Source organism: Brevundimonas sp. P7753 (assembly GCF_013386595.1).
Classification (GTDB): domain Bacteria; phylum Pseudomonadota; class Alphaproteobacteria; order Caulobacterales; family Caulobacteraceae; genus Brevundimonas; species Brevundimonas bullata.
The window spans coordinates 47,271-71,668 of the sequence record NZ_JACARP010000023.1 but is presented as its reverse complement, the minus strand read 5'-3'; the positions used below and the strand labels follow the sequence as shown (position 1 = coordinate 71,668).

Below are 24,398 nucleotides of genomic sequence, written 5' to 3'. Positions count from 1 at the left end.
GAGGGAGAGCGCGCACCCTGTCCCAACACCGACTGATGGTCTCGGTTCCGGGGCGGGAACCCCTCAGGCTGCGAAGGATTGGGTTCTGGTGAAGCTGGAGAGGGGCGGGATGCGATCATGTACGGACGATGCGGACCATAGGGGCCTTGCTGCTGACCACGGGGCTATGCGCCGCCGTGACGGCCTGCACCGACAAGGCGAATGCGCCGCGCTCCTTGGCCCAGGCCGATGCAGCAGAAGGGCTCAGACTGATCGAGCGTCATGGCTGCGCCGCCTGCCATGCCATACCGGGCGTTCGGTGGCCGCAAGGCCGCACGGGCGGGGATCTGACAGGGGTGGCGTCGCGACCGATGATCGCGGGGCGACTGCCCAACCAACCCGGGGTGATGACGGCCTTGGTTCGCGACGCCCCGGCCCTGCTGCCCGGTACGGGAATGCCGCCCATGCCTCTGACCGAAGCCGAAGCCCGCGATGTGGCGGCCTATCTCTATACCCTCGATGACGATTGAGACGCCCGCCGTTCTGAGCGGCTGGCCGCCGCCTGTGCTGGACCCGGCCGGCCCCTTCGCCGGGCCGGTGACCACAGTCGCCTGGGTCCTGTTCGTCATGGGCGCCGTGGTGCTGACCCTGGTGCTGATCGCGCTCGGCGTCGCCCTGTTCGGACCGCCCAAATGGAAGCGGCGGGTCGCTGGCGAGAAGCTGGTCTGGATCGGCGGCCTGGCCTTTCCCATCGTCGTGCTGACCGGCCTTCTGATCTACGGGCTGAGCGTGACAGCCCGCGTGGCTGACGCGCCGCGCGCCGGCGAAATGCGGGTGCGCGTCACGGGCGAGATGTGGTGGTGGCGAGTGGCCTATCTCGATGATCAGGGCCGCGAACTCGTTCAGGACGCCAATGAAGTCCATATTCCCGCCGGTCGTCCGGTGGTTCTGGAATTGGAAAGCGCGGATGTGATCCACAGCGTCTGGATTCCGCGTCTGGGCGGCAAGACGGACATGATCCCCGGCCGGCGCAACTTCATGCGTCTGCAGGCCGACGCGGCGGGCGTCTATGCGGGCCAGTGCGCTGAATACTGCGGCGGCCCCCACGCCCTGATGGGACTGGTGGTGGTGGCCCATTCGCCGGCTGATTTTGCGGCGTGGCGTCTCAAACAGGCCGCTCCGGCGGCGGTGTCGGGCGTGCCTGGCGCAGCGGTGTTCACGGCCTCGGGCTGCGGCGCTTGCCACACGATCCGGGGGACGGAGGCCAATGGTCTGGCTGGGCCGGACCTGACCCATGTGGGATCGCGGCAGACGCTGGGGGCGGGCATCCTGCCCAATAACCAGGGCACGATGGCGGGCTGGATCGCCGACAGCCAGGGCATCAAGCCCGGCAACCGCATGCCCTCCTATTCCGTCCTGAGCGGACAGGAGCTGCGAGATGTCGCGGCCTATCTGGAAAGCCTGAAATGACGTCGGAAACCGGCTTCGACGTCGACAAGTACGACCGTTTCCCGACCACGGAACCCCGGCCCGCGGGGGAGCTAGAGCAGCTGGAACAGGCCTGGTGCGGGCCACGCACGCCGTGGGAATGGATCACGGCGACCAACAACAACATCATCGGCGTCTATTACGTCGGCGCGGCCATGCTCTTCTTCGTGCTGGCGGGGGTCCTGGCGCTGCTGATGCGGACGCAGCTGGCCCTGCCGATGACGGGCTTCCTGGCCCAGGACACCTACAACCAGATCTTCACCATGCACGGCACGGTGATGATGTTCCTGTTTGCGGTGCCGGCCGTCGAGGCTTTGGGCGTTCTGCTGTTGCCGCAGATGCTGGGGGCGCGCGACCTGCCGTTTCCACGCCTGGGGGCCTACGCCTTCTGGGCCTATCTGATCGGAGGGCTGGCCTTCTTCTGTTCGCTGTTCTTCGGCCTGGCGCCGGACGGGGGCTGGTTCATGTATCCGCCGCTGACCAGCATGACCTATTCACCCGGCATCAACGCCGACTTCTGGCTGCTGGGCATCGGCTTCATCGAGATTTCGGCGATCGCGGGGGCCATCGAGATCATCGTCGGGGTATTGAAGACGCGGGCGCCGGGCATGACCCTGGACAAGCTGCCGGTCTTCGCCTGGGCCATGCTGATCTTCGCCTGCATGATCATCATCGCCTTCCCGTCCATCATTCTGGCGACCCTGTTGCTGGAGCTGGAAAGGGCGCTCGGCTGGCCCTTCTTCGACCCGCTCAAGGGCGGCGACCCGATGCTGTGGCAGCACCTTTTCTGGTTCTTCGGCCACCCGGAGGTCTACATCATCTTCCTGCCGGCGGCGGGGGCCATGTCGACCATCATTCCGGCCATGGCGCGCACGCCTCTCGTCGGACATCCGCTGGTGGTCATGGCCATGCTGGCGACGGGCTTCATCAGCTTCGGCGTCTGGGCCCACCACATGTTCACCACGGGCATGCCGCAGATCAGCATCAACTATTTCAGCGCGGCCTCCATGGCGGTCAGCGTGCCGGCGGGGGTTCAGGTCTTCGCCTGGATCGCGACCATGGCGGCGGGCCGGATGCGGTTCTCGACGCCGGGTCTGTTCGCCGTCGGCGGCATGGTCATCTTCGTCATGGGCGGGCTGACAGGCGTCATGGTCGCCATGGTGCCCTTCGACTGGCAGGCCCACGACAGCTATTTCATCGTCGCCCACCTCCATTACGTCCTGATCGGCGGCATGGTCTTCCCGCTGTTCGCCGCCATCTACTATTGGCTGCCCATGTCCAGCGCGCGGCCCCTGAGCGAATCTTGGGGGAAGTGGATCTTCTGGCTGATGTTCGCCGGGCACAACCTGGCCTTCATGCCCATGCACCTGACCGGGCTGATGGGGATGCCGAGGCGGGTCTATACCTACCTGCCAGGTAGAGGCTGGGATCTGCCCAACTTCATCTCGACCATCGGCGCCTTCATGTTCGGTCTGGCCGTCCTGCTGTGGGTCATCGACATGATCCGCAACTTCCGGCCGTTCGGCCCCCGCGAGGCCGGCAACATCCACGAAGGTCCAGGGCTGGAGTGGCTGCCCAGCGGCTTCTATTCGGTCCGGTCGATCCCGGTGGTGAAGAGCCTCTATCCCTTGTGGGATCAGAAGGGGCTGGCGGAAGACGTCGCAGCGGGCCGCTATTTCCTGCCGGGCGCGGCCCGGGGCGAGCGTCAGACCCTGGTGACCAGCCCATTGAACGCGGAGCCGCAGTATGTGCTGCGCATCCCTCGTCCTTCAGGCTGGCATCTGTTCGGCGCGGTCTTCACGGCGGGCTTCTTCCTGATCCTGACCATCCAGGCCTATGCCGCCGCCGTCGTCAGCGGCGTGCTGGCCATCTATTGCATCATGCGCTGGTGCTGGTTCCTGGACGCGCCGCATGCGCGCAAGACGACGGAGATCGGTGCGGGCATCCGCGTGCCCAACTATGTATCTGGTCCGTTCAGCCACGGCTGGTGGGCCATGGTGATCGTCCTGATCGTCGGGGGGATGGTTTGCCTGCTGGCCGGGTTCTCCTATGTCTTCCTGTGGAGCCGACGGCCGGACCTGTGGCAGGCCCCGCCGCCTATCAGTTCGCTCCTGGTTTCCGTCGGCTTGCTGGCCGTGGCCGGCGTTTGCGCGCTCGCAGCGTCGCGGGCCGTGAGAATGGCGCGCGACGGCGCGGTCTCGGCGGCAACAGGATTGCTGGTGCTGGCCTCCGCAGGGGTGATCGCGGCTTCAATCGTGGAGGGGCGGGCGTGGTGGAAGACGGGCTTGCAGCCGGACGTCTCCAGCCAAGGCGCGTCGGTCTACGCCCTGCTGAGCTGGGCTGGGACCTTCGCCGCCATCGGCGGCCTGATGGGTGTTTATGTCGTACTGAGGCGTTTGTTCGGTCGCCTGGCGGCGGATCGTCCTTCGACGGTCGACCTGATCAGCCTCTTCCTGGCCTTCACCGCAGCGCAGTCGATCGGCGTCATCCTCCTGGTTCGCCTATTCCCGGGCAGCGGGATATGACGCGCTGGCTGAGGATGATAGGCGGCCTGCTGATCTGGGCGGCTCACTTCATCGGTCTCTATCTGATGTCCAGCGCGGCCGACGTCTGGTCGTCGAGCGAGGCTGCCGGCGCGCGTTGGATGGGCCTGGTCTTCAGCCTGGGCTGTCTGCTCGCGCTCGTCGCCATGGCGGTCTGGCTCGGGAGGGGGCGACGCGGGGGCATTGGTCCGGAGGCGTGGGAACGGCGTGTGGGCTTGACCAGTGCTCTTGTCGCCGGGATCGGCGTCTTATGGCAGACGGCCCCGCTGGCGTTCTGAACGTCATGTCAAAGTCGCGCTACGTCGCTCCGGAATTCGGCCTTTCGCTTCCGGGGCGCGAGGCATCTAGCTTCATGCTGGTTCCACGCCTCGTTGGTCCAATCTTGGTTGATCCCCTGTGTCCGGTAGCGGAAACTTGCGAACCGTTGGGCCTCCCCGACGTAGAAGGCTCCATGGCGACATATGATTTCATCCTAAGCGGCGTGGACCCTGAGGTCTCTCTTCAGGGCGCAGCGGCTACGGACGCCGAGGCTTGGCGGGAGGCCGTCCTCTTCCTTTCGGAAATGTTGCGCGAAAACCCTATGCGAGAAGGCGGCGCCTTTTCGCTTCAGGTCATTGTTCGGCACGATGGCAGGGAAATCTGTCGCGTAGGCGCTTCAGCTCACTGAAACCTAAGCCTGAGGGAGCGAGAGAGAAGACGGCCGGTTGCGCCAAAGGGGGGCAATCACGGAACCGGCCGCCTGCTGATCTTCCCTCAGGAAGGATCTGCAAGCAGTCAACGTCGCATCTTCGGCGCCGCTCCTTCGGTCGGGTTCCGAACTTATCGGCGCGGTTTATGAAAGACGCATGCGCTCTGCCGGGCCTTTCGCTGCGGCATGGAGCGGGATGGATCGGGCGGCGTTGCTCCAGAAGACATCAGGAGCAAAGACATGAGCATGCACGACCAGACCTTCAGAGCCGTTGAGCTTCCGGCGCTGCCAGGAAAATTGGGGGAAATCGATGCTCTTCTTCAGGCAGCGAGATCTTCCGGAGCCCTTAACGGCGAGCGCGCCGTCCTCAGGGAAATCTCCCGGATCATCAACCGCTCTCCCGGCCGCGATATCTACCAGAAGCCGCTCGGCTGACCCTATCGCGGCGCGAGCGCGCGCTGTCTAAACCCGACAAGCACTGAAGCGGCGTTTGCAGTTAAGGAGCCTCGTCGAGTGGCCGTATAGACGGTCATCGACGCTAGTGTGTGTGGGGGGCGGCGGCGCGACCGGGGGTCTGCTCGGCTTCAACGAAGGCGGACGCGGCGATGCGGACGCTCAAGGTCTGTGCAGTAAGTGTTCCACGGGGCCACGCTTATGATCGTCAAGGCTGTTCCGACATCGCGTGCGGACCGAGACCATTCTGGGCAATCTTCGGGGCCTAACGCTGTCAAGCGCGAGGTGTTCACCGTCAAATCGGCTTGACCGAGTTCGATCCCATAGGCGAGCCCAAGCCACGGATCACGGCCGAGGGGGACCTGCCCACTGATCCGGCTTGCGAACTTCAAGGGGCGCTCTTATGGCGGTACGTGTCCGGTTTCGCTGGCGACCATCAGTGTCGCCAAGACGACATTTTACCCCCCCAAGCCGTTTCCCTGCGTTCCTCGTCCGAACAGGGGCCGGAGTCATGGGCGTCGTCATTCCTTTTCCAAGCAAGGGCCGGACAGTTCGCAGACGTAACAGCTGGGTTTTGGCGGCCGGAGGTATTTGCGCGGCCTCATTAGCCGCCATCGGCGTCGTCCTGGCAGGCCAGGATCTTCTTCGCGGAGCCCAGGCCGGCCGCCTATACGAAGCGGCGGAACACCCTCTTTCGCGCGCTGCAGTCATTCCCTGATCAGGCGGCCGTATTCCGGAGGGGCGCCTCGCGTGCGTCCCAGCTGGCAGACTCCGCGGCGCGCAAAGGCGCGGCGGCCGCGCTTACAGAAGAAACCCCATGCTCGCCGCAGCCGCAGGAAACTGCGCGCAGACCGGCCAAGTCGAGGATCTGCACCTTCCCCCGGCCAAAGCGCACCAGGCCCATGGCCTGCAGGCGCCCGGCGGCGGCGTTGACGCTGGTTCTCTGCACGCCGAGCATGGCGCCGAAATCGGCCTGGGTCAGACGGAGAGGAGCGCCATTGGCCCCGCAATGCAGCCGGATGAGCCACTTCGCCAGCCGTTCCTGAACGAGGTGGCAGGCGTTACAGGCCGCTTCGGCGGCCAGAACGCTCACCCGCCGGGAAGACTGTCGAGCCACCAGGCGGTTCAGCCAATCGCGGCCGAGGCCGTCGATGACGCAGTCGGCAGGCACCCGGCAAAACGTCGTGTCGATCAGCGCCTTGGCCGTCGGCCGGGGGCCGTCCGGCTCCAGGGCGTGGTCCCATCCGTGAACCGAGCCGGCGACGACGGTCGCGACGCATATGCGGTCGCCGTTGGGAAAGAGGCCCAGAACCCCCGCCAGGACGAAGGAGAGAAAACCAACTTCCACTAGGGGCTGGCCGGCAGGGATCGACATCAGTCTGCTTTGGGCTTGAGCGATCGACTGGATACTGGACGGAAGCGCCTGGAAGACAGGATGGTCGACCAAGTCAAGGTGCGGGCGATGAAGCCCGCAGCCGGCGCTAGTGAGGCTGATCATAGTTTGCATGTCTGACTCCTGAGCACAGAGTGACGCACCTGCCGCGAGCCGCACTTACATGGGTTAGGAAAAGAGAGAGGAGCTCGGAAGCGTTGCGGACAAAGAAATATTGGCCGCCAGAGTCGGGCTCAATGCACAAGGAACGTGGGCCTCCTCGCTGAACTAAGCTCAGGAACAGGAGCCGACATGACCCTTTACACCATTTGCTTCAGCGCCCGGGGCACGGGCGTGCTGCGCACAGAATCCGTCGTCGCCGATGAGGCGCAGTCAGCGATCACAATGGTGAAGCGGCGCCTGGGCGCGAGCCGGACCTTCCAGGAAGCAAAAGTCTTCGAGGACGGGGAGCTGCGTTTTAATGTCTCGGCGGACGCCAAGGGCATGGCGACGGCGAGTGAAGGAAACGGCCCCAGGTCCTGACGGCGCGACGCGGAAGGCGGCGGAACGCGCCCGACCGCCGAGCATTATCACAACGCACCAATGGCGAGGAGACGGTCCTGATCAGCCCCCTGATCCAGAAGCTGGCGCGTCGCGATGAACTTTCCGGTCGCGAGATGACGGTTCTGGGAGAGCTTCTTCAGCCGCCGATCTTCGTTCCGGCCGGCCGTGATATTGTCCGGCAGCATTCGTCGCCCGCGTACAGCACCCTGATCCTCGACGGGTTCGCCGCCCGATATTTGGTGCTGACCAACGGCGCAAGGCAGATCACGGAATTGAATGTGCCTGGCGACTTCGTCGATCTGCACAGTTTGATGATGAGCCCCATGGATCATGGCGTCGTGGCGCTCACTTCCTGCACGGTTGCGCGCTCTCCTCATGATGGTCTGCGCCGGCTGACCGAGACCGAACCCCATCTGACCCGGCTGCTCTGGATGGACACTCTTGTGGACGCCGCCGTGCACCGGCAATGGATCGCAGGTTTGGGGCGTCGGACCGCGGTGGCGCGCCTCGCCCATCTTCTGTGCGAACTCTATCTTCGCCTGAAGACTGTCCATCGCGCCGGGAGCGGCAGGATGGAGCTACCACTCAGCCAGGCCGTGCTTGCAGACGTTCTCGGGCTGTCGGACGTTCACGTCAATCGCTCGATAGCCCAGCTTCGCGCGGCGGAAATGGTCAGATGGGCGGGACGCGCCATAGAAATCTGCGACTGGGATGCCTTGGTCCGCCAGGCGGAGTTCGACCCCACCTATCTGAGGCTCGGAAAGGCTCCAGTCTAATACTGGTCCAACTCGTGGTTGTCGAGCACGAGGCCTGAGGGACGGCGATGGCTGCGGAGTTTGCCTATGGAAACGGGCTCTGGAACCGGCACGTCCGTCAGGCTCTCGAGGCCGGCAAGCCGTTCCTTCAGGTCTATCTCGCAGTATTTGTCGCCAGGCACGGTGCCTATCCGCTCGAGCAGACCGTTCGAACCTTCCTCCAGGGCGGCATGGTCGCGCCATAAGCGCCGCCATTGCCGGATCCAGGCGCGGGTGGCCTGGATCTCGACCGGCGTCGCGATTTCCAACTCGCCCGCGATGACCCGCATCAGGTCCATGATCGCGATAAGATCGGCCACGACCGAGCGATCGATATCGACATAGCGGGGATAGAGCAGTTCCTCGCGGATGATGGAGACCTTGGCGAACAGGGTGCAGAGCTCGACAGGGCGGTCAGCGGCGGTCTCTGACATGAGATGGTCCGTGAAACGACAATCGAGATAGCGGAGTCCGGCGAGCATGGTCACAACCTTCCTTCTGAAGCCGCGCTCAAATGAAAGCCTGTTCGCCTCCGCCGGCGCCCAGAGTCTTCTTTTGGTCACTGGCGGTCGAAGGCAACCCGGCGGACCTAGGGCGTGTGGCGGGCGCTGGTCTTTTCGCAACCCCTGAAGACGGCGTGGGTTGTTTGAGCATGCAGAACCAGACCGTGATCGTGGGCGGCGGCGCTGGCGGCCTGGAGCTCGCCGCCCGTCTTGGGCGCCGTCTAGGCCCTCTGGAAGGACCCCGAAGGGTGCTCCTCATAGACCGGGCGATCTTCCATCTGTGGAAGCCCTCCCTCCATGAGGTTGCAGCGGGGTCGCTGGACTCGCGGCAGGAAGGCCTCGACTATCTGATGCTTGCGCGGCGCAATCATTTCAGGTTCGTGCTCGGCGAGGTCGAAGGCCTAGATCCCGTCGCGCGCCGCCTGCGTCTGGCCGAAACGCGTGACGTCGATGGCAGTCTCTTGATCGAGGCGCGTTCGATGGATTTCGAGCGCCTGGTCTTGGCGATCGGCGCTGGAAGTCATCTATTCGACACCCCGGGAGCGGCGGAACACGCCTGTATGCTGGAGGACGTCGCGGATGCTGAGGCTTTTCACAGGCGCCTCGCCGCGCTCTTCCTGTCATCCGCCTATGACGGTCGCCGTTTGCTCAGGATCGCCATAGTCGGGGCCGGCGCGACCGGGGTGGAACTCGCAACCGAGCTTCTGGAGGGACACGCGGTCCTGTCGGCGGCGCTCGACCCGACTGAGCGCTTCACGTTGGAGGTGACGATAGCAGAAGCCGCGCCTCGCATCCTCGGCGGCTTGTCTGAGGCGGTCGCCGACAAGGCGGCTCGGGCGCTGCGGGCGCGCGGCGTCAAGCTCGCCGTCGGGGCGCGCGTGACGCGGGTGCGGGCCGACGGCCTTGAGACCAGCGTGGGCGAGATACCGGCCGACCTGATCGTGTGGGCCGCCGGCGTCCAGGCGGCTGACATCAACAGGACGTTCGGCCTGGCCACCGGCCGGCTTAATCAGTTCATCGTGGACGACCGGCTCCGTGCTTCCGCTCCGGGCGTCTACGCCATAGGCGACTGCGCAGAGGCGCCCGGACCCGAAGGCCAAGCGGTTCCGGCTAGGGCCCAGGCTGCGTCTCAGGAGGCCGCCTATCTGGCGAGAGCTCTGACGCGGCCCGGGGATCCCGGACCCTTTCAGTACCACGACAGGGGGGCGCTCATTTCCCTTGGCCCTGATCATGGACTGGGCTCGCTGATGGGAGGCCTCGTCGGACCTGATTTCCTGATCGAGGGCCTTCTCGCGCGCTGGGCCTATATGGCGCTTCACCTCCAACACCACCGGGTTGTCGTCGGGCTGCGCAGAACCATCCTGCTCGCCTTGAGCCGGCTGGCCCATCGCCGTGTATCGGGGCGGCTCAAGCTGCACTGACGCGATGGCGTGCAGGTCGGTCGAAGGGCTCAGCGCTCAGGCGCGCCGGTCGTCGCCGCGTGAAATGCGGTTCCTGCTCCTGCCGGGGCGGCGCATCAGCGGCGTCGGGCCGAAGATGAAGGCCAGCACCCGGTTAATAAAGCCGTTCGGTCGTCTCGGTCTGGATTCCGCTCTCGACATGGAGCCATCCTCGCCCCGGAACAGGAGGCGGTCCAATAACATGGGTTAGAATGAGGGTTTCCGTCGGTGGAGGCGGAAGACACAGGCCTGGCCGAAGACGGGGCGTCAGGCCCGGATACCCGGACTTGCCGTCAGACCTGTAGCGACGGAGGCCCTTGTCAGTCGACGGAAGGCGGCCAGAGCCTGTCCGGTCACCTGATCCATGTTGTAGTAGCGATAGGTGGCGAGGCGGCCCACGAAGCTGACGTCGCGCCGCGCGAGGGCGAGCGCCTCGTACTGCTTGAAGCGCGCCTGGTTCTCGGGGCGGGGGACCGGATAATAGGGGTCGCCGTCGTCGCAGGGGTATTCATAGCTGATGCTGGTGCAGGGATGCGACTGGCCCGTCAGGTGCTTGTACTCCGTCACCCGGGTATAGGGCGCCGCCTCATCGGGGTAGTTGACGACGGCGGCAGGCTGGAAGGTCTCCAGCTGAAGCGTTTCGTGGCGGAACTGCAGCGACCGGTAGGGCAGCGGCCCGTAACAGTGGTCGAAGAACTCGTCGATAGGCCCCGTGAAGACCAGATGGTCGTAGAGCACCTCGGCCTCGACATCCCTGAAGTCCACACCCGTCTCCACCCGGATATTGGGGTGATCCAGCATGTTCTCGAACAGCCGAGTATAGCCGTGCAGGGGCATGGCCTGGAAGGCGTCAGTGAAATAGCGGTCGTCGGTATTGGTTCGCGTCGGGACGCGCGCCGTCACGGAACGGTCTAGCTGCGAAGGGTCCAGGCCCCACTGCTTGCGGGTGTAGCCGCGGAAGAAGGTCTCGTAGAGCTCCCGGCCGACCGCAGAAACCACGACATCCTCGGACGTAACCACCTTGTCCACCGGCTCAGCCTGCGACGCCAGATAGGCCTCGGCCTGCTCGTCGGACCTGAGGTCCAGGCCGTAGAGCAGATTGAGCGTCGTCCGGTTGATAGGCATGGGCACGAGGCGTTCCCCCACTCGCGCCAGAACCCGATGTTCATAAGGCCGCCAGGGTGTGAAACGCGAGAGATAGTCGAACACCTCGGCCGAGTTGGTGTGGAAGATGTGGGGACCGTACCGGTGGACCAGAACGCCCGCCGCATCTTGTTCGTCGTAGGCGTTGCCGCCGATGTGGGAACGGCGATCGACCAGGAGGACCCGTCGTCCGCTTGAGGCCAGGCGTTCGGCCATGACTGAACCCGCGAAGCCGGCGCCGACGACAAGGGCGTCGTAGTGAGACGCCCGGTTTGATGGACGGATGAAGGGGGATTCAGGGGCGCGAATGGAGCCGGGACCGGTGGAGCATGGGCGATGTGCGACGCCGCCCGTGAGGGGTTCGCGGAGGGCAGCGGCCCTGTCGACCATGACCGCCATCCGGGCCTGGGTCTGGTCCCATGACAGGTGCGATAGAGCGGCGTCGGCCTCCTCCAGCCACGACGCGTCGTCCCTTTGAGCCAGGGCTGCGTCACAACCGGCCAAGAAGGCGTCGGCGCCTTCGGCGATGTGGACGCCCTTCAGAGTCCCGTAATGCCGCACCACGTCGGCGACCGGGGTCGAGACCACCGGGCGACCGCCCGCGAGATACTCGGGTGTCTTCGTCGGACTGATGAAACGGGTGGACTCATTGATCATGAAAGGCATGAGCGCCACGTCCCATCCCGCCAAAAGGTCCGGGAGCTCATCATAGGTCCTCAGGCCCAGGTAATGCACATTAGGACGCCGGGGCAGGTCGGCCTGGTCGATCTTGACGACCGGACCCACGAAGACGAGCGACCAATGCGGCCGTGCGTCGGCGACCGCCGCGATGAGGTCCAGATCCATGCGCTCGTCGATGACCCCGTAGAAGCCGAGCCGCGGCCCGGGCAGATCCGCCTGAGCCGGATGATCGCGTCCGGCCTCGCGCGCCCGTGCGAAGTGAGGGACGTCGACGCTGGAAGGGAAGGGATGGATATTGGCGTGCCGGTTCCGCCTGGCTTCGAAGAGGCTGTAGCCGCCGGTGAAAACCACGTCCGCCGCGCTCATCAACTCCGCCTCCAGAATTCGGAGTTCCGGCGGGGCGAAACGGAAGGCGGAAAGCTCGTCCATGCAGTCAAACACCACGGCGGCGGCTTCGATATGTCTCGCGACCGGCAACATCATCGGTGTGTAGTACCAAAGCACGGGACGGCTCAGCGCGCGGTCGGCGAGAAGGTCGTCGAGCAGCTGTCGCACGACAGCGTCACGACAGGGCCCGTCGACGCCATGCGGAAGTCGGGGCGTGGCCACCAGCACGCCGGTGTCGGGGCATGCCCGAACGTCGAGGCCGACCGGAGCGCCGGGATCTGCAGGCAGGGCCTCTTCCAGGAAGACGACCGGCCGGGTCCGGGCGAACCGGGCCATGAGATGCTGAGGCCGCTGGAAGACAAAGTTCCACCGCAGATGGGAGAGGCAGACGACGGGATCTCGTCGCGCGTGTGGAAGATCAAGAACATCGGCGGCGGAGGCGGCGGAAGTCTGGGTCATGGCGGCTTTCTTCAAAAAAGGAGCCTTGATCAAACCCTACGACCGCCGCCCGTATCCCTGTGTCGGGTCGAGGGCACAGAGTCCCGGGACAGGCGCTGGTCGATCAATAGATCCAGAGCTCGGCGCGTCGGCGTCTCTGAAGCGACGAAGCGCCAGGCCGCGCCGTCGTCGGCGCCGTCCAGACGCAATCCTCGACGTTCGCACTCCGCCAGGAGTTCAGGGTGCGCGTCCTGGCAGGCAATGGCCTGCAAGGGGGCCGCCTCCCGTGGCCGACAGGACAGGGACCCGGATCTTGGCGGCGGGTAGAGCAGACGTTGCGGGCGCCGCCACCACCCGGTCTCGGTTGCGAGCGCCATATCGGTGTCGCCATCCAGGGCCAGGTCCCTCACGAGCGCCGCCAGGGCCGTTTTACGAGGGGCGCCTTCCGAGATGTCGAAGACGCCAGTCTCGTAGCGGCCGTCCGCGCGAGTCAGGAGACTGTCCCAATCGAAGCTGCCCAGGAGATTCCAGACGGTCACGGCCTCCACCTTCGCCCCCGACCGGCGGACGTCCAGCGCCGCCGACCAGCATTCGTGGAGCCAGCGCAACTGTTCTTCGCGGGTGCAGCCGAGGTGGCATTCGGTGACGATGATGGGTCTGCGGTAGCGGCGCCAGAGTGCTTGCAGATGAGCGCTCCAGCCCGGCGGGGCGGGGTCAATGACACGCACCGCCTCGACGTCTGCGTAAGCGAGGCGTCCGTTTCCGCCATGAAGCGACGCGGGATAGCGGTCCAGCCGGTGGTCCAGAAGACGATCACTGGTGAGGTAGTGATTGAGGCCGATCACCGGGGGACAGGGATCGGCTGAGATGGCGTCCAGACGAGGGCCCAATCCCATGTGGGCGAGACGGGGGTAAAGATCGTGCTCGGGCGTCACCCGTCCGCAGAGCAGGTCCCAGGTCATCAGCCTCCGACGGTTCTCATGATCAGCCTGGTCCTGGCAGGGCGGCGTGGCGAAGGTCCGGCCGAAATCCTCGGTCTGGATCAGTCGGGCCTCCGGTATGGTCCGCCGGATCTCGCGCATGGCGCCGCGCACGGCGTCGACCTGATTAAGGAGGGCGAGCCAGAAAGACCGTTCGTCTCGAAGATGGGGATGCCACAGGCCGTAAAGGGTGCTGAAACGCGCAGTGGTCAGGGGTTCGTTCACCGGGCACCAGTCCCGGATCCAGGGATAACGCCTTGCAGCCGCGCCCGCGAAGCGCGCCAGACCCGATGCGAAGTCCGGGTCCAGGAGATCGGTCCAGGCCGGCCCCGACCCGTGATGTACCAGGCCGGCGGTCACGCCCATGCCCAGGGCCTGTATGCGGCCAAGCCTCCGATCCGCCCAGCTCCAGTCGAGGACGCCCGGCGAGAGTTCCGTTCTTTCCCACAGGAGAGGATAGCGCAGCGCCTTGAGACCGAGAGCGGCGAACCGGTCCAGATCGTCCTCCCTTTCCTCATGTCCGCTCAGGACGGTCTGATCTCGAAACGTCTCGCCGACCCGGTTCAATGAGCATTCGTGACCGCCCCAGATTTCCAGCGGCTTTTGTTCAGGCGACATGGGCGTGGGCGGCGGCGGGGCCGAAGCGTGGATTCAGCCGCCAGGCCAGGGCGGTTTCGACGATGTCGTCAATCGTCGTAAGCCTCGGCGTCCAGTCCAGGCGACGCCGCGCCAGGCCTGGTTCCGCCACGAGGACAGGAGGATCACCGGCGCGCCGCGGCACGGCTTCCCAGGGCACGGGGCGGCCGGTCGTCCGCTCCACGGCCGCGATGACCTCCAGCACCGACAGCCCCCTGCCCAGTCCGAGATTCATCGCGAGGAAACCGGCTTCATCGACCGGGACCGTGAGGGCCGCGACGTGCGCGCGCGCGAGGTCGGCGACATGGATGAAATCTCGCACGCAGGCGCCGTCGCGCGTCGGGAAGTCCAGGCCGAAGACCTTGAGCGGAGGACCGAAGCCAAGCGCGGCTTCAAGGGCCAGGGGGATCAGATGGCTCTCGGGTTGATGGGCCTCGCCGAGCTCTCCCTCCGGGTCCGCACCCGAGGCGTTGAAATAGCGTAAGGCTACGCCTTCCACGCCATGGGCGCGGGCATGGGCGGCGATCAGACGTTCGGCCGCCAGCTTGCTGTCGCCGTAGGGATTGATGGGAGGCGCCGGCGCCGTTTCATCCAGAAGCCCGGCGCCGGCCTGGCCGTAGACGGCGGCGGTGGAAGAGAAAACGATCCGCCGCACGCCGTTGGCGCGCATGGCGGCGAGGACCGAAGCGACTCCGTTGAGGTTCACGTCCCAGAAGGTCGCCGGATCCTGGACGGATCGACCCACCTCGATCAGGCCGGCGAAGTGGATCACGCCCTGCACGCCATGCCGCTTCATGCAGGTGCTCAGGGCGGCGCTGTCGCGCACGTCTCCCGTAACCAGGGGGCCGTATCTGACCGCGTCGCGATGGCCGTTGCTCAGATCGTCGAACACCACGGGTTCGAAGCCGGCGGCTGCGAGCGCCTTGCAGGCATGCGCGCCGATGTAGCCCGCGCCGCCCGTCACCAGTATGGGTTTCATCAGAGTCCTCCGTTGCCAGAGGGGAAGGGACGCGGCCGCCCTGTTGTTGCCAGTGTCCGATCCACGACTTGGCCGCCCTCGTCATGGGCTAAGACGGAGCTGCGGCGACAGAGCGTGCGCACATGGGCGCCGGCGACGCGACCCTAGGTCCGGGTCGCGGCCGCCGTGGAGCGGGTGTCGCCGCCAGCGTTCTGACCCGCGCGGAAAATCCGGACGGGCTTCTTTTCCTCAAGACCGTCTGACCGTCCGTCCGTACGGGCCGGCGCCGTCACCGTGGGGTCGGTATTGTCCTCGGGGTGCGGGCGGATCAGCTTGTCAGGGGGGCGGGTCATGGGGTCCTCGCTTGCAAAGGCTTCAGGTCAACCCGTCCGAGGACCGACCGGTTCCGGTCGCTCCGGGGTGTTGGAAGGGCGCAGGAATGAGCGGCCCGCAAACCGCGCTGAGGTTGGCCGCCTGGACGAGGCCAGCCAGATCCTGCAGCACGGTGCGTCCTGTCCTGTAGTCGACGAGGACGTTGCGTCGAAGCTGCTGCAGCGTACGGTTCATGTGGACCGCGCTCAGGCCCAGGATGTCGGCGAGCACGTCCTGGGTCAGGGGAAGGTGGAGGGCGCCGCCGCGCGCTGACCCCAGACGGACCTGCCGCTCGTGCAGCTCGAGGAGCAAGTGGGCCGTACGTTCGTAGGCGTTGAGCCGTCCGAGCCGGATGACCTGGCGCGCCATTCGAAGCCGCTCGGCTGTCCGGCAGCGCCGCCAGGCTTCCTTCAGCGGGGAGGCCAGGGCCCCGGGTTCAGAAAGCATGGTCCAGAAGGCGGTCGCGTCCACCGTGACGATTTCGGTCAAGGCCCAGACCTGGAGATCGGCGTCCACCGAACCCGAAGCCACGATCACGTCGCCCGGCAGGCTGAGACCGACAATCTGACGGCGTCCGTCGTTCAGCATGGCGCCCCTCGCGATCCAGCCGCTCGCTACCAGTCGGGCCTGGTTGCGCTCGGGGTCCATGGGAATGGCGGCGCCGGACGGCTGCTGCTGTGGGGCGCTCGTGAAGCTGGTGCGGATCAGGGCCGTCCCCTCGATCCCTACCGGGGCGAAGCTGGCCAGCATACGCTCAAGGGGAGCGGTGAGCCGTGCTTCAAGACCTATATCCAACTGATTCTTCATGGCCTTCGACCAACAGCATGGCTTCGGCGCTCAGTTCTTCACATAGGTTGGTTTTTCGCGTGTTTCGCGCTGGCCGAAAGTTGAAATCAAGCGCCGGTCGAAGCGCTGCTGTTCCGGAACGCCGCGTCGAGACTGGCTGCCGGACGGGTGTCGGCGCCTGGCCCGTCGGAGAGTATGCCCAGGGCCGAGGCCAATCGCCCAGGGCGAGACGGGGCGAGATCGTCGCGGGGCGCCCAAAGGTCATGGGAACGCATGTGGGCGTCGGCGACCGGACCGCTGGCGCGCCAGCCTGTGTTCTCTCAAAGCTTGCAACTCTTCGCCAACGACATCGACCGGTGAGACGATCACGCTTGACGTTGAGTCGAGCGTCTCGATCGAGGCCGCGAAGGTCAAAAAATCCAGGACAAGGAGGGCTTCCAACCCCCCCGAGCAGATTCTGATCTTCGCCGGCAGGCCGCTGCAGGACGGCGGCACGCTCCAAGACGAGAACATCCAGAAAGAAAGCACCCTGCATCTCGTCCTGAGGGTGGCGGCGATCCCGACAATGTCGGAGTGGGCCATGATCATTCTGGCGCTTGCCCTGTTCGGCGTGGCGGCCGCCCTAGTTCGACGGCGGCGCGTCGCGCAACCCGGGCCATATGCCGCACGGCTCATTCTGAAACGGGACAGTTCGGCCTCATTTGCCGGGGCCAGGGCTGATAGCCTTCCCCGCACATGAAAGGCACGACGACGTGAAAGAATCCAAGGGGAAGGCCAAGAAGGCCCAGCCGAAGACCAACGCATCCAACCCAAGCATGAAGGGTCTGATCGACAAGATCCCGGCCGGCGGCTCGAAGAAGCCCAAGTAATCCCAAGGCCCTCCGGAAACGGCGGGCCTTTTTCGTGGCTAACGTCGGTGCAGCAACCCCGTCGCCACGGGATGCCGGCGGGCGACGTTGGTCGAAACCCAGACCAGGGCCGCCGTCGACACGAGTATGCTGGATACAAGCCCTCCAACCGCCAGCAGCCCGCCATTGGACAGATTAATGCGCGACGCGATGCGGACCTTGCCCGCTCGAAGGATCAAGGCGGCGCTGCTGGTTTGCGTTTCGCTCATCCGGTCCTCTTATCGGCTAACCCAAAACGGCCTTCGCTCGCTTCGTTCCTGACCATATTCGACCCTAGGGGAAGGGCTGCATCAGGGATGAATGGCGTCGGCGCGATTACGGTTCACCGCATCAGCGATATCATCAAGATCGCCGCCGATTTCGAACGTCTCGCCTGATGTGAGCGTCAAGACCGTTCGGCCCACGCCCAGCGTTGCGAGCTTGATGACATGCTCTGGGCTGATCCAGACCTTACCGCCATCATTCGATGCGATTGCCATAAGCTTGGCCATATCTTTTCTCCTCGATCGGCGAAGGGCGCATGAGGGAGGACCACGCCAGACGCCAGACGCCAGACGCCAGACGCCAGACGCCAGGAGATGGAGGCTCCCCGCGCTCCGCGGCGACACGCGCGCTCGACGATCTGCCGCCGGTCTTCAAACCGTCGCCCGAAGTTGTCATTGACCCCGATGGCCGGAGCGCCGCAACGACGGACGGTCGCGCGGAGATCGCATGACAAGGCTCGGGGCTTCGGCCTGTTCCAGGATTCCCGCGGCGCTCTCGAATTCCAGATCATCGTCATGTCTATGATCACAGGCGGGGCGGCCTCCCGCAGGGTGTCCGGAGCCGGGGAGCGACGTGCGGGGGTCATGCGCCGACGTAGCGATCGAATTCCTGGAGGTAGCGGAACTTCAATCGGTCCTGGTCCTCGGCATGAGCCTTCAGGAGGAGAAACCAACCGTGCTCTTCCTCATACATATGGGTCAGGACGGCGCCCTCGACATGCTCCCACTTGTCGAGCCATGCCTCCGAATCCGGCGCAATGGTCTCAAGTTCCGCCATCTGCATCTTGGCGGCGGTCTGCTCGCTATAGGCCAGGCCGGCCTGGCCCTTGTGGCCGTGGCGGGCCATGGCTGGATAAAGAACCAGTTCCTCCGCGAGGCTGTGACCATTGAGGACAAGGGCCAGGGCGCCGCGCGCCGTCAGACGCTCCGCGCCCGAGGCCGCCTCTCGACCGGCCCGGAACGCCGTCCTGATCGCTTCATGGTGATCCAGGGCTGTAGACAGCCAGTCCCCGGCCACTGCGACCTCACGCGCCGCCGCCGTGGCTTCCGCCCTCTTTTCCGCCGAAGGTGCTGGCGTGATGGCGGCGATGGCCTTGTCGATGACGGACATGTCGTTCTTCTCCCTATGGCTTCAGACAGGCCTAACGATCCGCGAACAGGCCGGTCGGCTGAGACCGGAAGCCGACACAGCGGAGAAGCAGCCGTCAGACGGTGACCACGGCGCCGACGGCGGCGATGCGTTCAACCTCGGCGTAGGCGGGCCGAGCGAGGCTGGCCCCGAAGACGTCAGGATCAATCTCCTCATAGACCAGATGCGCCCCGCGCCGGCGCGCCAGGCTCGTGAGGGCGGCCCGCACCACATCTTCGCCGGCCACGACCGGGGCGCCGGTATAGAGCAGGAGGCGGCCGCCGGGCGCGAGACGGGAAAGGGCTTCGCCTGCCCAGCCCAGGGCGACTTCCGCCCCGTACTGACCGCCGCCGTCGCGGTACAGTCGTCCGCTGCGGCCCTCCATGTAAGGCGGGTTGGCCGCGATCAGGTCCCAGACGCCCTCAACGGGAAAGCCGCCTGGGCGGAGATCGACCTGAAGATCGGCGTGCCGGGCGTTGAGACGGCAGAGGCGAAGGGCTTGGGAATTGATGTCGGTGGCGACGACAGCGGCTTGCGGATTGAGGGCGGCGATCGCGAGAGCTCCGGCCCCGGCGCCCACCCCTATCTCGAGGGCCTTTCTCCATGCGGCGCCGGACAGGGCGTGGCGCAGGAAACGGACGTAGCGATAGCTGTCGGGGCCCAGGAAGACGGCCTGGTCGTCCGCGGAGGAGGCGGAATGCAGGTGAAGGCGACCGTCCAACCGGCTCACGCGAAGCCGGGCGCGCAAGCCGTCGGCGTCTTCCTTGAGGGCGTCGGCCTCCGTCAGAACGTCCAGAAGCCAAGCGGGCGCGGTTTGGGGATCAAAGGCCCGGCCCCAGCCGAGAATGTCCCGAAGGATGTTCTTCCCTCCCGCCCGTTGTCGTCGCGCGACCACGCCATGGGTGGCCGGGGTAGGCGAAACGAAATCGTATCCGACGGCGTCCAGGCGAGAAAGAAGATCCAGCAGGGCGAGGTCGGGGGCCGTGAAGGCCTGCGCCATCACGCGGAGCGACGTAGGGGCGAGGCGCCCCAGAGATGGGTCCGGTAAGCCTCGAAACAGCGGGCCCCCGCCATCAGCCGCATGATCGCACCTTCGGCCAGGGCCCGGACGCACTCCGGCCGCTCCGCCGCAAGCGGACGAAGCACTTCCTCGTTCCAGGCTTCGGAATGAGCGATGTCCAGGGTGGCGTGAAGGGCGAAGTACTTGCGCTCCACGCCGACGCCGAGTCGTTTCAGCCCCTCCGCCACATGGGCGGCTCTCCAGGGTGCCGTGAGCTCGACCGCTCCCAGGGCCCCGAGAGCGTGATAGGCGTAGCGTCTCTGGGTGGAGAAGGCGACGAGGGTATTGCCGAGCGCGAGGGACGGCCAGACCGTCTCATCGATCCTGGGATTGAGGTCGAGCGCCGCAGCGAGACGGTCCAGCATGGGGCCGTGCATGCCGGCCTCCGACCCGCGACCCATCTCGTCCCAATAGTTGCGCGCCAATTCGAGCTTGGGACGGGCCGGCATCTTGACCTGGGCCATAGCCACGAGATCCTCGAACCCGGCTTCACCGGCCACCTCCTGGAGCAGGAACCAGCGCATCTCCTCTATCGACGCCGTCTCGGCCAGCCAGGGAAAGAGCGGATCCGTCTCGCCGGGGCCGAATCCCTTGAGCGCCTCGAACCAGGCGACGAAGGCGTCGGCGGTGGAAGGAAGGTCGGCGAGCCAGGGCGCGGCCTCGGCCCGTGCGCGTTCGATGAATTCGCCCTCGACCAGCATCATCTCCGCATCGTGGCGGAGGTCGTCACGCCAGGCAGGGCGCGGCGTGGCTGGGGCGAGGCGACGGTGGTTCCAGTGCGCCAACCGGCGATGAAAACCCGCCGGGTCCGAGGGTTCGGGGGCGGGGAGCGGGGCTGGACCCTCTGGCGACATGAAAGGCTCCTGTGACTTGGGGACTGCCATACGCCTTGCCGCGACCCAGGGTTCCCGAAGGGGTGCGAGGCCGTGAAATCCCTGCCTCCGTGTCGGGTTTCAGACAGTGGAACTGGGTTCGGGACAGTCGGTTCATCCAGTCCTTCAGGGAGGCGCCGAATGAAACAGGCTGGATTTGGATGGACGATCAGCCAGGTCGGAGAGATCTGGATCTGGGCCGTGACGGACCCAGGAGACGGAGCGGCCCTTGTCGACGGTCAAGCCCCGTCGCGCGCCGTGGCCGCGGCCATGGTGGTTCGCGCCCTGGTGCGCGGATTGACCGAGGAAGCGCCGCGCGAGCTGGCTGCATGAGCACGATGACGACGGCGACCGGAGAGCGGCCGATGCAGGTTCTCGAGCGGAGCCTTTACCGCGGCCCTCATCTGTACAGCGCAAGACCCATGGCGCGGATCCGCCTGGATCTGGGGCGGATGGAGGATTGGCCGACCGATCGGCTGGGCGACTTCACGACCCGCCTGCTGGAGGGGCTTCCCGGTCTGCGCCGGCACGGATGCTGTTACGGCGAGCCGGGCGGATTTGTCCGTCGTCTGCGCGACGGGACTTGGTTCGGCCACGTCGTGGAGCATGTGGCCCTTGAACTGCAGACCCGCGCAGGAACCCCTGTCGCCCGCGGCAAGACGCGTTCGGTGCGCGGCAGCGCGGGCGTCTACGACATCCTTTTCACTTATCGCGACGAGACCACGGCCCTCCTGGCCGGACGACTGGCCCTCCAGCTTTGCGACGCCCTCCTGCCGGACACCCTCGCCGGGATCGGCGGTCTGGACCGGGTCTGTGCGGATAGCTTGGACTCGCGTCTGCCGGGTGCGGTCGGCGCTGACGCGGCGGTGTCGATCCTTCGGGACGCGGTGCGCCGGACCGCGTTCGGACCCTCGACCCAGGCCCTGGTCGACGCCGCCCGCCGGAGGGGGATTCCTGTCGAACGCCTCAACACCGGGAGCCTGCTGCGCCTGGGCTGGGGCGCCCGGCAAAGACGCCTCCGCGCCAGCGTGACGGATCGTACAGGCCTGATCGCGGCCGAACTGGCGGGCGACAAGGCTCAGGCCAAGGCCCTGCTCGACGCGGTTGGTTGTCCGACTGCGCGCGGCGAGGTGGTCCGCACCGCGGAAGAGGCCGCCGCCGCCGCCGCCCGCCTGGGCGGGAGAGTCGTGGTCAAGCCGCTCGACGGCAACCACGGAAGGGGGGTGACGACAGGTCTCGACACGCCCGAGGCCGTCAGGAAGGCCTTCGCCCTGGCCGCGCCCCATGGACGACGGGTCATCGTCGAACAGGAGCTTCCGGGCCGGGACTACCGCGTCCTGGTGGTCGACGGGAAGGTCGTCGCCGTCGCCGAGCGCCGGCCGCCCTGCGTCGAGGGCGACGGGCGCCGGTCGGTGGCCGAACTGGTCGAACAGGTCAACCTCGACCCGCGCCGGGGCGTCGGCCATGAGAACAGCCTGACCCTGATCCGTCTCGACGAGGAGGCGCTGACCCTCCTCGCCCGCCAGGGCCTGTCGCCCGAGAGCGTCCCCGCGCCCGGCGCAAGGGTCCTGCTGCGTACCGCCGCCAACCTCTCGTCGGGCGGGACGGCGATGGACCGGACCGACGAGATTCACCCGGCCAACGCCGCAATCGCCCGGCGGGCCGCCCTGGCCCTGGGCCTGGACGTGGCCGGAGTGGATCTTCTGGCGCCGGACATCCGCCGCTCGGTGCGTGACACGGGCGGGGGGGTGGTCGAGGTCAATGCGGCGCCGGGATTGCGCATGCATCTGGCGCCCTCGGAGGGCGAGGCGCGAGACGTCGCCCGGCCGATCATCGACATGATGTTCCCGCGGGGCGTTCCGTCCCGCATTCCCGTCATCGCGGTGACGGGCACCAATGGGAAGTCGACCGTGGGTCGGATGATCGCCCATGTGCTGCGAGCGGAAGGCCAGGTTGTCGGTCTGACCAACACCAGCGGGGTCTATGTCGACGGAGAGAGAATCCGAGCCGGCGACGCCAGCGGCCCGCGCAGCGCCCGGATGGTGCTCAACGACCCCCTTGTGGACGTCGCAGTGCTGGAGTGCGCCCGAGGCGGCATCCTCCGCGAGGGGCTCGCCTTCGACCGTTGCGACGTTGGCTGCGTCCTCAATGTCCAGCCCGACCACCTGGGGCTCAAAGGCGTGGACACGCTGGAGGACCTGGCGAAGGTCAAGTCTGTGGTGGCGGAGGCCGTGTCCCGTCGGGGGCTGAGCGTCCTCAACGCTGATGATCCCCTGACCCTGCGGATGGCGCGCCATGCCGGAGGCCGGGTCTGCTGGTTCTCCATGCGAGGCGGCGCGGAGACGCCGGGCTTCCTGCTCAAGCATGTGGCCGAAGGGGGGAGCGCGGTCCTCTACGACGCCGAAAGCGGGGTTTTGGAACTTCACGACCGGGGGGAGCGCCGCCGGCTGGGCCATGCCGCCGACCTACCTGCAACCCTGGGCGGGGCAGCCGTCTTCAATGTGGCGAACATCCTGGCGGCCGCGGCGGCCTGCTACGGCGTGGGCGTGCCCCCGGAGCGGATCGGGCCGGCCCTGGCCAGCTTCACATCCAGCTACGAGCAGAATCCCGGTCGTCTCAACATCTGCGATCAGCACGGCTTCCGGGTCATCATGGACTATGCTCACAATCCGGACGGCCTTCGGGCGCTCGGCGCCCTTGTGGCCGCGATCCGGCCCGTCGGCGGACGGGTCATCGCCATGATCAGCATCCCGGGCGACCGGCGAACGCAGGAGATCGTCGCCATGGGCGAGATCAGCGCCGGCTTCTTCGACGAGGTCGTCTTCAGGGAGACGCCCGACAACCGCGGCCGGCCCGCCGGAGAAGTCATCCGCCTTCTCGCCGAGGGGGCGCTGCGCAGCGGAGCGGACGGGTCGCGTTTTCGCGGCGTGCAGAAGGAGGAGGAGGCGGTGGCGGCATGCCTTGAAGCGGCGCGGCCCGGCGACCTCGTCGTCCTGACGCCGACACGTATCGAAGCGGTGTGGGAGCAGATCCTGGCCTTCCGCCCCACCTTCCCGTCCTCGGCCCTGGGCCTGAATGCACCGGGCGTCGTTCTGGAGCCTCCCCATGGGTAAGGGCCCCCTGATCATCATCGGCGGACATGAAGACAAGACCGGCGAGCGCGTCATCCTCAGCGAGGTGGCCCGCCGTCTCGGCGGGGGCAGGCTGGTGATCGCGACCATCGCCTCCCATGAGCCCGAAGGCTACTTCGACAGCTATCGAAAAGGCTTCAGCGGCCTTGGCGTCGGGGATCTGATCGAGCTCTACGTCGAGGATCGGGCCGAAAGCCGTGACAAGGATCTTCTCGACGTTTTTGACGGCGCCGCCGGCGTCTTCTTCAGCGGCGGCGACCAACTCAGGCTCGCCAGCCAGATCGGCGACACGCCGATCGAGCAACGCATCCGGGATCTTCATGCGCGCGGCGGCCTCATCGCAGGAACCTCTGCAGGGGCGTCGGTGATGAGCGAGACCATGCTGGTCAAGGGACCTAGCGCGGAATCCTATCGGATCGGAGAGGTGCATATGGCGCCGGGACTCGGCCTGCTCCCCAATGTCATCATCGACCAGCATTTCGCCGAAAGGGGAAGGTTCGGCCGGCTTCTGGGCGCAGTGGCCCACAATCCGCGCCTCATGGGGCTGGGGATTGACGAAAACACGGCTGTGGTGGTCGAGCAAGGAGAGCTGCGGGTGCTGGGCGACGGCGCCGTCTACGTCGTGGACGGCGAGGGCGCGACGCATTCCAATATTTCGGAGGGCGGCGCCGATGACGCCCTGTCCATGTTTGACGTTCGCCTCCACGTCCTGTCGCAGGGCGACGGGTTCGACCTGGATCGCCGTCGTCCGCAGCGTGCTTGTCCGGAAGGCAAGGGCGGGAGCAACGATCCGCAGTGACCTGAACCCGACACGTCGGCTCCGTCGCCGGT

At 66.3% G+C, this 24,398-nt stretch carries 24 protein-coding genes; 12 read left to right on the top strand and 12 right to left on the bottom strand.

Going from position 1 to position 24,398, the window contains the following annotated elements; genetic code table 11:
• Positions 1-128: 128 nt before the first annotated feature.
• The 5 genes from HX774_RS05435 (at position 129) to HX774_RS05415 (ending at position 5,133) form a co-directional block, all read left to right on the top strand.
• Complete coding sequence (locus tag HX774_RS05435) at positions 129-509, top strand: cytochrome c family protein (protein WP_178824933.1); 381 nt, start codon at positions 129-131, stop codon at positions 507-509.
• The gene (locus HX774_RS05430) at positions 499-1,449 is read left to right on the top strand and encodes a c-type cytochrome (RefSeq protein ID WP_178824931.1); all 951 of its coding nucleotides are present in this window, start codon (positions 499-501) and stop codon (positions 1,447-1,449) included. Before HX774_RS05435 ends, HX774_RS05430 begins: the two co-directional genes overlap by 11 nt.
• Positions 1,446-3,992 (top strand): cbb3-type cytochrome c oxidase subunit I, encoded by a 2,547-nt coding sequence (locus HX774_RS05425; RefSeq protein WP_178824929.1) that lies wholly within the window; start codon positions 1,446-1,448, stop codon positions 3,990-3,992. The genes HX774_RS05430 and HX774_RS05425 overlap by 4 nt, the downstream gene beginning before the upstream one ends.
• Positions 3,989-4,288 carry a hypothetical protein gene (locus HX774_RS05420; RefSeq protein ID WP_178824927.1) on the top strand — a complete coding sequence of 100 codons (300 nt, stop codon included), beginning with the start codon at positions 3,989-3,991 and terminating at the stop codon, positions 4,286-4,288. The genes HX774_RS05425 and HX774_RS05420 overlap by 4 nt, the downstream gene beginning before the upstream one ends.
• 650 nt (positions 4,289-4,938) lie before the next feature.
• Positions 4,939-5,133 carry a hypothetical protein gene (locus HX774_RS05415; protein ID WP_178824925.1) on the top strand — a complete coding sequence of 65 codons (195 nt, stop codon included), beginning with the start codon at positions 4,939-4,941 and terminating at the stop codon, positions 5,131-5,133.
• A gap of 736 nt (positions 5,134-5,869) precedes the next feature.
• Here HX774_RS05415 and HX774_RS05410 read toward each other — a convergent pair.
• A complete protein-coding gene (locus HX774_RS05410) occupies positions 5,870-6,658 on the bottom strand; it encodes a Crp/Fnr family transcriptional regulator (protein WP_218650285.1) in 789 nt (262 codons plus the stop codon).
• A gap of 177 nt (positions 6,659-6,835) precedes the next feature.
• Between HX774_RS05410 and HX774_RS05405 the strand changes: the two genes are divergently transcribed.
• The gene (locus HX774_RS05405; protein WP_178824921.1) at positions 6,836-7,066 is read left to right on the top strand and encodes a hypothetical protein; all 231 of its coding nucleotides are present in this window, start codon (positions 6,836-6,838) and stop codon (positions 7,064-7,066) included.
• Positions 7,067-7,200: 134 nt separating this feature from the next.
• The gene (locus HX774_RS05400) at positions 7,201-7,863 is read left to right on the top strand and encodes a Crp/Fnr family transcriptional regulator (protein ID WP_178824920.1); all 663 of its coding nucleotides are present in this window, start codon (positions 7,201-7,203) and stop codon (positions 7,861-7,863) included.
• Here HX774_RS05400 and HX774_RS05395 read toward each other — a convergent pair.
• On the bottom strand, positions 7,860-8,369 hold the full coding sequence (locus tag HX774_RS05395; RefSeq protein WP_178824918.1) for a hypothetical protein: 510 nt from the start codon (positions 8,367-8,369) through the stop codon (positions 7,860-7,862). The two genes, HX774_RS05400 and HX774_RS05395, sit on opposite strands and share 4 nt — an antisense overlap.
• Positions 8,370-8,479: 110 nt before the next feature.
• On the opposite strand from HX774_RS05395, the gene HX774_RS05390 reads away from it, so the two are divergent.
• A complete protein-coding gene (locus HX774_RS05390) occupies positions 8,480-9,805 on the top strand; it encodes an NAD(P)/FAD-dependent oxidoreductase (RefSeq protein ID WP_370523345.1) in 1,326 nt (441 codons plus the stop codon).
• Between the two features lie 285 nt (positions 9,806-10,090).
• On the opposite strand, the gene glf is transcribed toward HX774_RS05390, so the two are convergent.
• The 5 genes from glf to HX774_RS05365 all read right to left on the bottom strand — a co-directional run bounded on the left by glf (position 10,091) and on the right by HX774_RS05365 (position 16,168).
• On the bottom strand, positions 10,091-12,493 hold the full coding sequence (glf, locus tag HX774_RS05385) for a UDP-galactopyranose mutase (RefSeq protein WP_255500111.1): 2,403 nt from the start codon (positions 12,491-12,493) through the stop codon (positions 10,091-10,093).
• A 29-nt stretch (positions 12,494-12,522) separates the two neighbouring features.
• Complete coding sequence (locus HX774_RS05380; protein WP_178824915.1) at positions 12,523-14,070, bottom strand: glycoside hydrolase; 1,548 nt, start codon at positions 14,068-14,070, stop codon at positions 12,523-12,525.
• A complete protein-coding gene (gene galE, locus HX774_RS05375; protein WP_178824913.1) occupies positions 14,060-15,067 on the bottom strand; it encodes a UDP-glucose 4-epimerase GalE in 1,008 nt (335 codons plus the stop codon). The genes HX774_RS05380 and galE overlap by 11 nt, the downstream gene beginning before the upstream one ends.
• A gap of 143 nt (positions 15,068-15,210) precedes the next feature.
• Complete coding sequence (locus HX774_RS05370) at positions 15,211-15,399, bottom strand: hypothetical protein (RefSeq protein ID WP_178824911.1); 189 nt, start codon at positions 15,397-15,399, stop codon at positions 15,211-15,213.
• 22 nt (positions 15,400-15,421) lie between these two features.
• The gene (locus HX774_RS05365) at positions 15,422-16,168 is read right to left on the bottom strand and encodes a Crp/Fnr family transcriptional regulator (RefSeq protein ID WP_255500108.1); all 747 of its coding nucleotides are present in this window, start codon (positions 16,166-16,168) and stop codon (positions 15,422-15,424) included.
• 142 nt (positions 16,169-16,310) lie between these two features.
• Between HX774_RS05365 and HX774_RS20370 the strand changes: the two genes are divergently transcribed.
• Complete coding sequence (locus tag HX774_RS20370; protein WP_370523346.1) at positions 16,311-16,943, top strand: IPTL-CTERM sorting domain-containing protein; 633 nt, start codon at positions 16,311-16,313, stop codon at positions 16,941-16,943.
• A gap of 168 nt (positions 16,944-17,111) precedes the next feature.
• On the opposite strand, the gene HX774_RS05350 is transcribed toward HX774_RS20370, so the two are convergent.
• The 5 genes from HX774_RS05350 to HX774_RS05330 form a co-directional block, all read right to left on the bottom strand.
• A complete protein-coding gene (locus HX774_RS05350; protein WP_178824904.1) occupies positions 17,112-17,321 on the bottom strand; it encodes a hypothetical protein in 210 nt (69 codons plus the stop codon).
• An 81-nt stretch (positions 17,322-17,402) separates the two neighbouring features.
• A complete protein-coding gene (locus HX774_RS05345; protein WP_178824902.1) occupies positions 17,403-17,603 on the bottom strand; it encodes a hypothetical protein in 201 nt (66 codons plus the stop codon).
• Positions 17,604-17,958: 355 nt separating this feature from the next.
• Complete coding sequence (locus HX774_RS05340) at positions 17,959-18,486, bottom strand: hemerythrin domain-containing protein (protein WP_178824900.1); 528 nt, start codon at positions 18,484-18,486, stop codon at positions 17,959-17,961.
• 94 nt (positions 18,487-18,580) lie between these two features.
• The gene (locus tag HX774_RS05335) at positions 18,581-19,504 is read right to left on the bottom strand and encodes a methyltransferase (protein ID WP_178824898.1); all 924 of its coding nucleotides are present in this window, start codon (positions 19,502-19,504) and stop codon (positions 18,581-18,583) included.
• Positions 19,504-20,268: an iron-containing redox enzyme family protein gene (locus HX774_RS05330; protein WP_178824895.1), complete on the bottom strand. Its 765-nt coding sequence runs from the start codon at positions 20,266-20,268 to the stop codon at positions 19,504-19,506. Before HX774_RS05330 ends, HX774_RS05335 begins: the two co-directional genes overlap by 1 nt.
• 309 nt (positions 20,269-20,577) lie before the next feature.
• Between HX774_RS05330 and HX774_RS05325 the strand changes: the two genes are divergently transcribed.
• The 3 genes from HX774_RS05325 to HX774_RS05315 are packed head-to-tail and all read left to right on the top strand — an operon-like array spanning position 20,578 to position 24,366.
• A complete protein-coding gene (locus HX774_RS05325) occupies positions 20,578-20,769 on the top strand; it encodes a hypothetical protein (protein ID WP_178824893.1) in 192 nt (63 codons plus the stop codon).
• On the top strand, positions 20,766-23,549 hold the full coding sequence (cphA, locus tag HX774_RS05320; RefSeq protein ID WP_370523344.1) for a cyanophycin synthetase: 2,784 nt from the start codon (positions 20,766-20,768) through the stop codon (positions 23,547-23,549). The genes HX774_RS05325 and cphA overlap by 4 nt, the downstream gene beginning before the upstream one ends.
• Positions 23,542-24,366 (top strand): cyanophycinase, encoded by an 825-nt coding sequence (locus tag HX774_RS05315; protein ID WP_255500085.1) that lies wholly within the window; start codon positions 23,542-23,544, stop codon positions 24,364-24,366. Before cphA ends, HX774_RS05315 begins: the two co-directional genes overlap by 8 nt.
• Positions 24,367-24,398 lie beyond the last annotated feature (32 nt).

What these genes read in the sequence shown, in the direction of transcription:
- HX774_RS05365 (WP_255500108.1), bottom strand. Translation starts at nt 16,168, where the DNA reads ATGCTGGCCAGCTTCGCCCCGGTAGGGATCGAGGGGACGGCCCTGATC.
- glf (WP_255500111.1), bottom strand. Translation starts at nt 12,493, where the DNA reads ATGACCCAGACTTCCGCCGCCTCCGCCGCCGATGTTCTTGATCTTCCA.
- HX774_RS05340 (WP_178824900.1), bottom strand. Translation starts at nt 18,486, where the DNA reads ATGTCCGTCATCGACAAGGCCATCGCCGCCATCACGCCAGCACCTTCG.
- HX774_RS05315 (WP_255500085.1), top strand. Translation starts at nt 23,542, where the DNA reads ATGGGTAAGGGCCCCCTGATCATCATCGGCGGACATGAAGACAAGACC.
- HX774_RS05350 (WP_178824904.1), bottom strand. Translation starts at nt 17,321, where the DNA reads ATGAGCGAAACGCAAACCAGCAGCGCCGCCTTGATCCTTCGAGCGGGC.
- HX774_RS05330 (WP_178824895.1), bottom strand. Translation starts at nt 20,268, where the DNA reads ATGATGCTGGTCGAGGGCGAATTCATCGAACGCGCACGGGCCGAGGCC.
- HX774_RS05325 (WP_178824893.1), top strand. Translation starts at nt 20,578, where the DNA reads ATGAAACAGGCTGGATTTGGATGGACGATCAGCCAGGTCGGAGAGATC.
- galE (WP_178824913.1), bottom strand. Translation starts at nt 15,067, where the DNA reads ATGAAACCCATACTGGTGACGGGCGGCGCGGGCTACATCGGCGCGCAT.
- HX774_RS05380 (WP_178824915.1), bottom strand. Translation starts at nt 14,070, where the DNA reads ATGTCGCCTGAACAAAAGCCGCTGGAAATCTGGGGCGGTCACGAATGC.
- HX774_RS05370 (WP_178824911.1), bottom strand. Translation starts at nt 15,399, where the DNA reads ATGACCCGCCCCCCTGACAAGCTGATCCGCCCGCACCCCGAGGACAAT.
- cphA (WP_370523344.1), top strand. Translation starts at nt 20,766, where the DNA reads ATGAGCACGATGACGACGGCGACCGGAGAGCGGCCGATGCAGGTTCTC.
- HX774_RS05430 (WP_178824931.1), top strand. Translation starts at nt 499, where the DNA reads ATGACGATTGAGACGCCCGCCGTTCTGAGCGGCTGGCCGCCGCCTGTG.
- HX774_RS05345 (WP_178824902.1), bottom strand. Translation starts at nt 17,603, where the DNA reads ATGGCCAAGCTTATGGCAATCGCATCGAATGATGGCGGTAAGGTCTGG.
- HX774_RS05335 (WP_178824898.1), bottom strand. Translation starts at nt 19,504, where the DNA reads ATGGCGCAGGCCTTCACGGCCCCCGACCTCGCCCTGCTGGATCTTCTT.
- HX774_RS05410 (WP_218650285.1), bottom strand. Translation starts at nt 6,658, where the DNA reads ATGCAAACTATGATCAGCCTCACTAGCGCCGGCTGCGGGCTTCATCGC.
- HX774_RS05405 (WP_178824921.1), top strand. Translation starts at nt 6,836, where the DNA reads ATGACCCTTTACACCATTTGCTTCAGCGCCCGGGGCACGGGCGTGCTG.
- HX774_RS05420 (WP_178824927.1), top strand. Translation starts at nt 3,989, where the DNA reads ATGACGCGCTGGCTGAGGATGATAGGCGGCCTGCTGATCTGGGCGGCT.
- HX774_RS05425 (WP_178824929.1), top strand. Translation starts at nt 1,446, where the DNA reads ATGACGTCGGAAACCGGCTTCGACGTCGACAAGTACGACCGTTTCCCG.
- HX774_RS05415 (WP_178824925.1), top strand. Translation starts at nt 4,939, where the DNA reads ATGAGCATGCACGACCAGACCTTCAGAGCCGTTGAGCTTCCGGCGCTG.
- HX774_RS05400 (WP_178824920.1), top strand. Translation starts at nt 7,201, where the DNA reads ATGACGGTTCTGGGAGAGCTTCTTCAGCCGCCGATCTTCGTTCCGGCC.
- HX774_RS05435 (WP_178824933.1), top strand. Translation starts at nt 129, where the DNA reads ATGCGGACCATAGGGGCCTTGCTGCTGACCACGGGGCTATGCGCCGCC.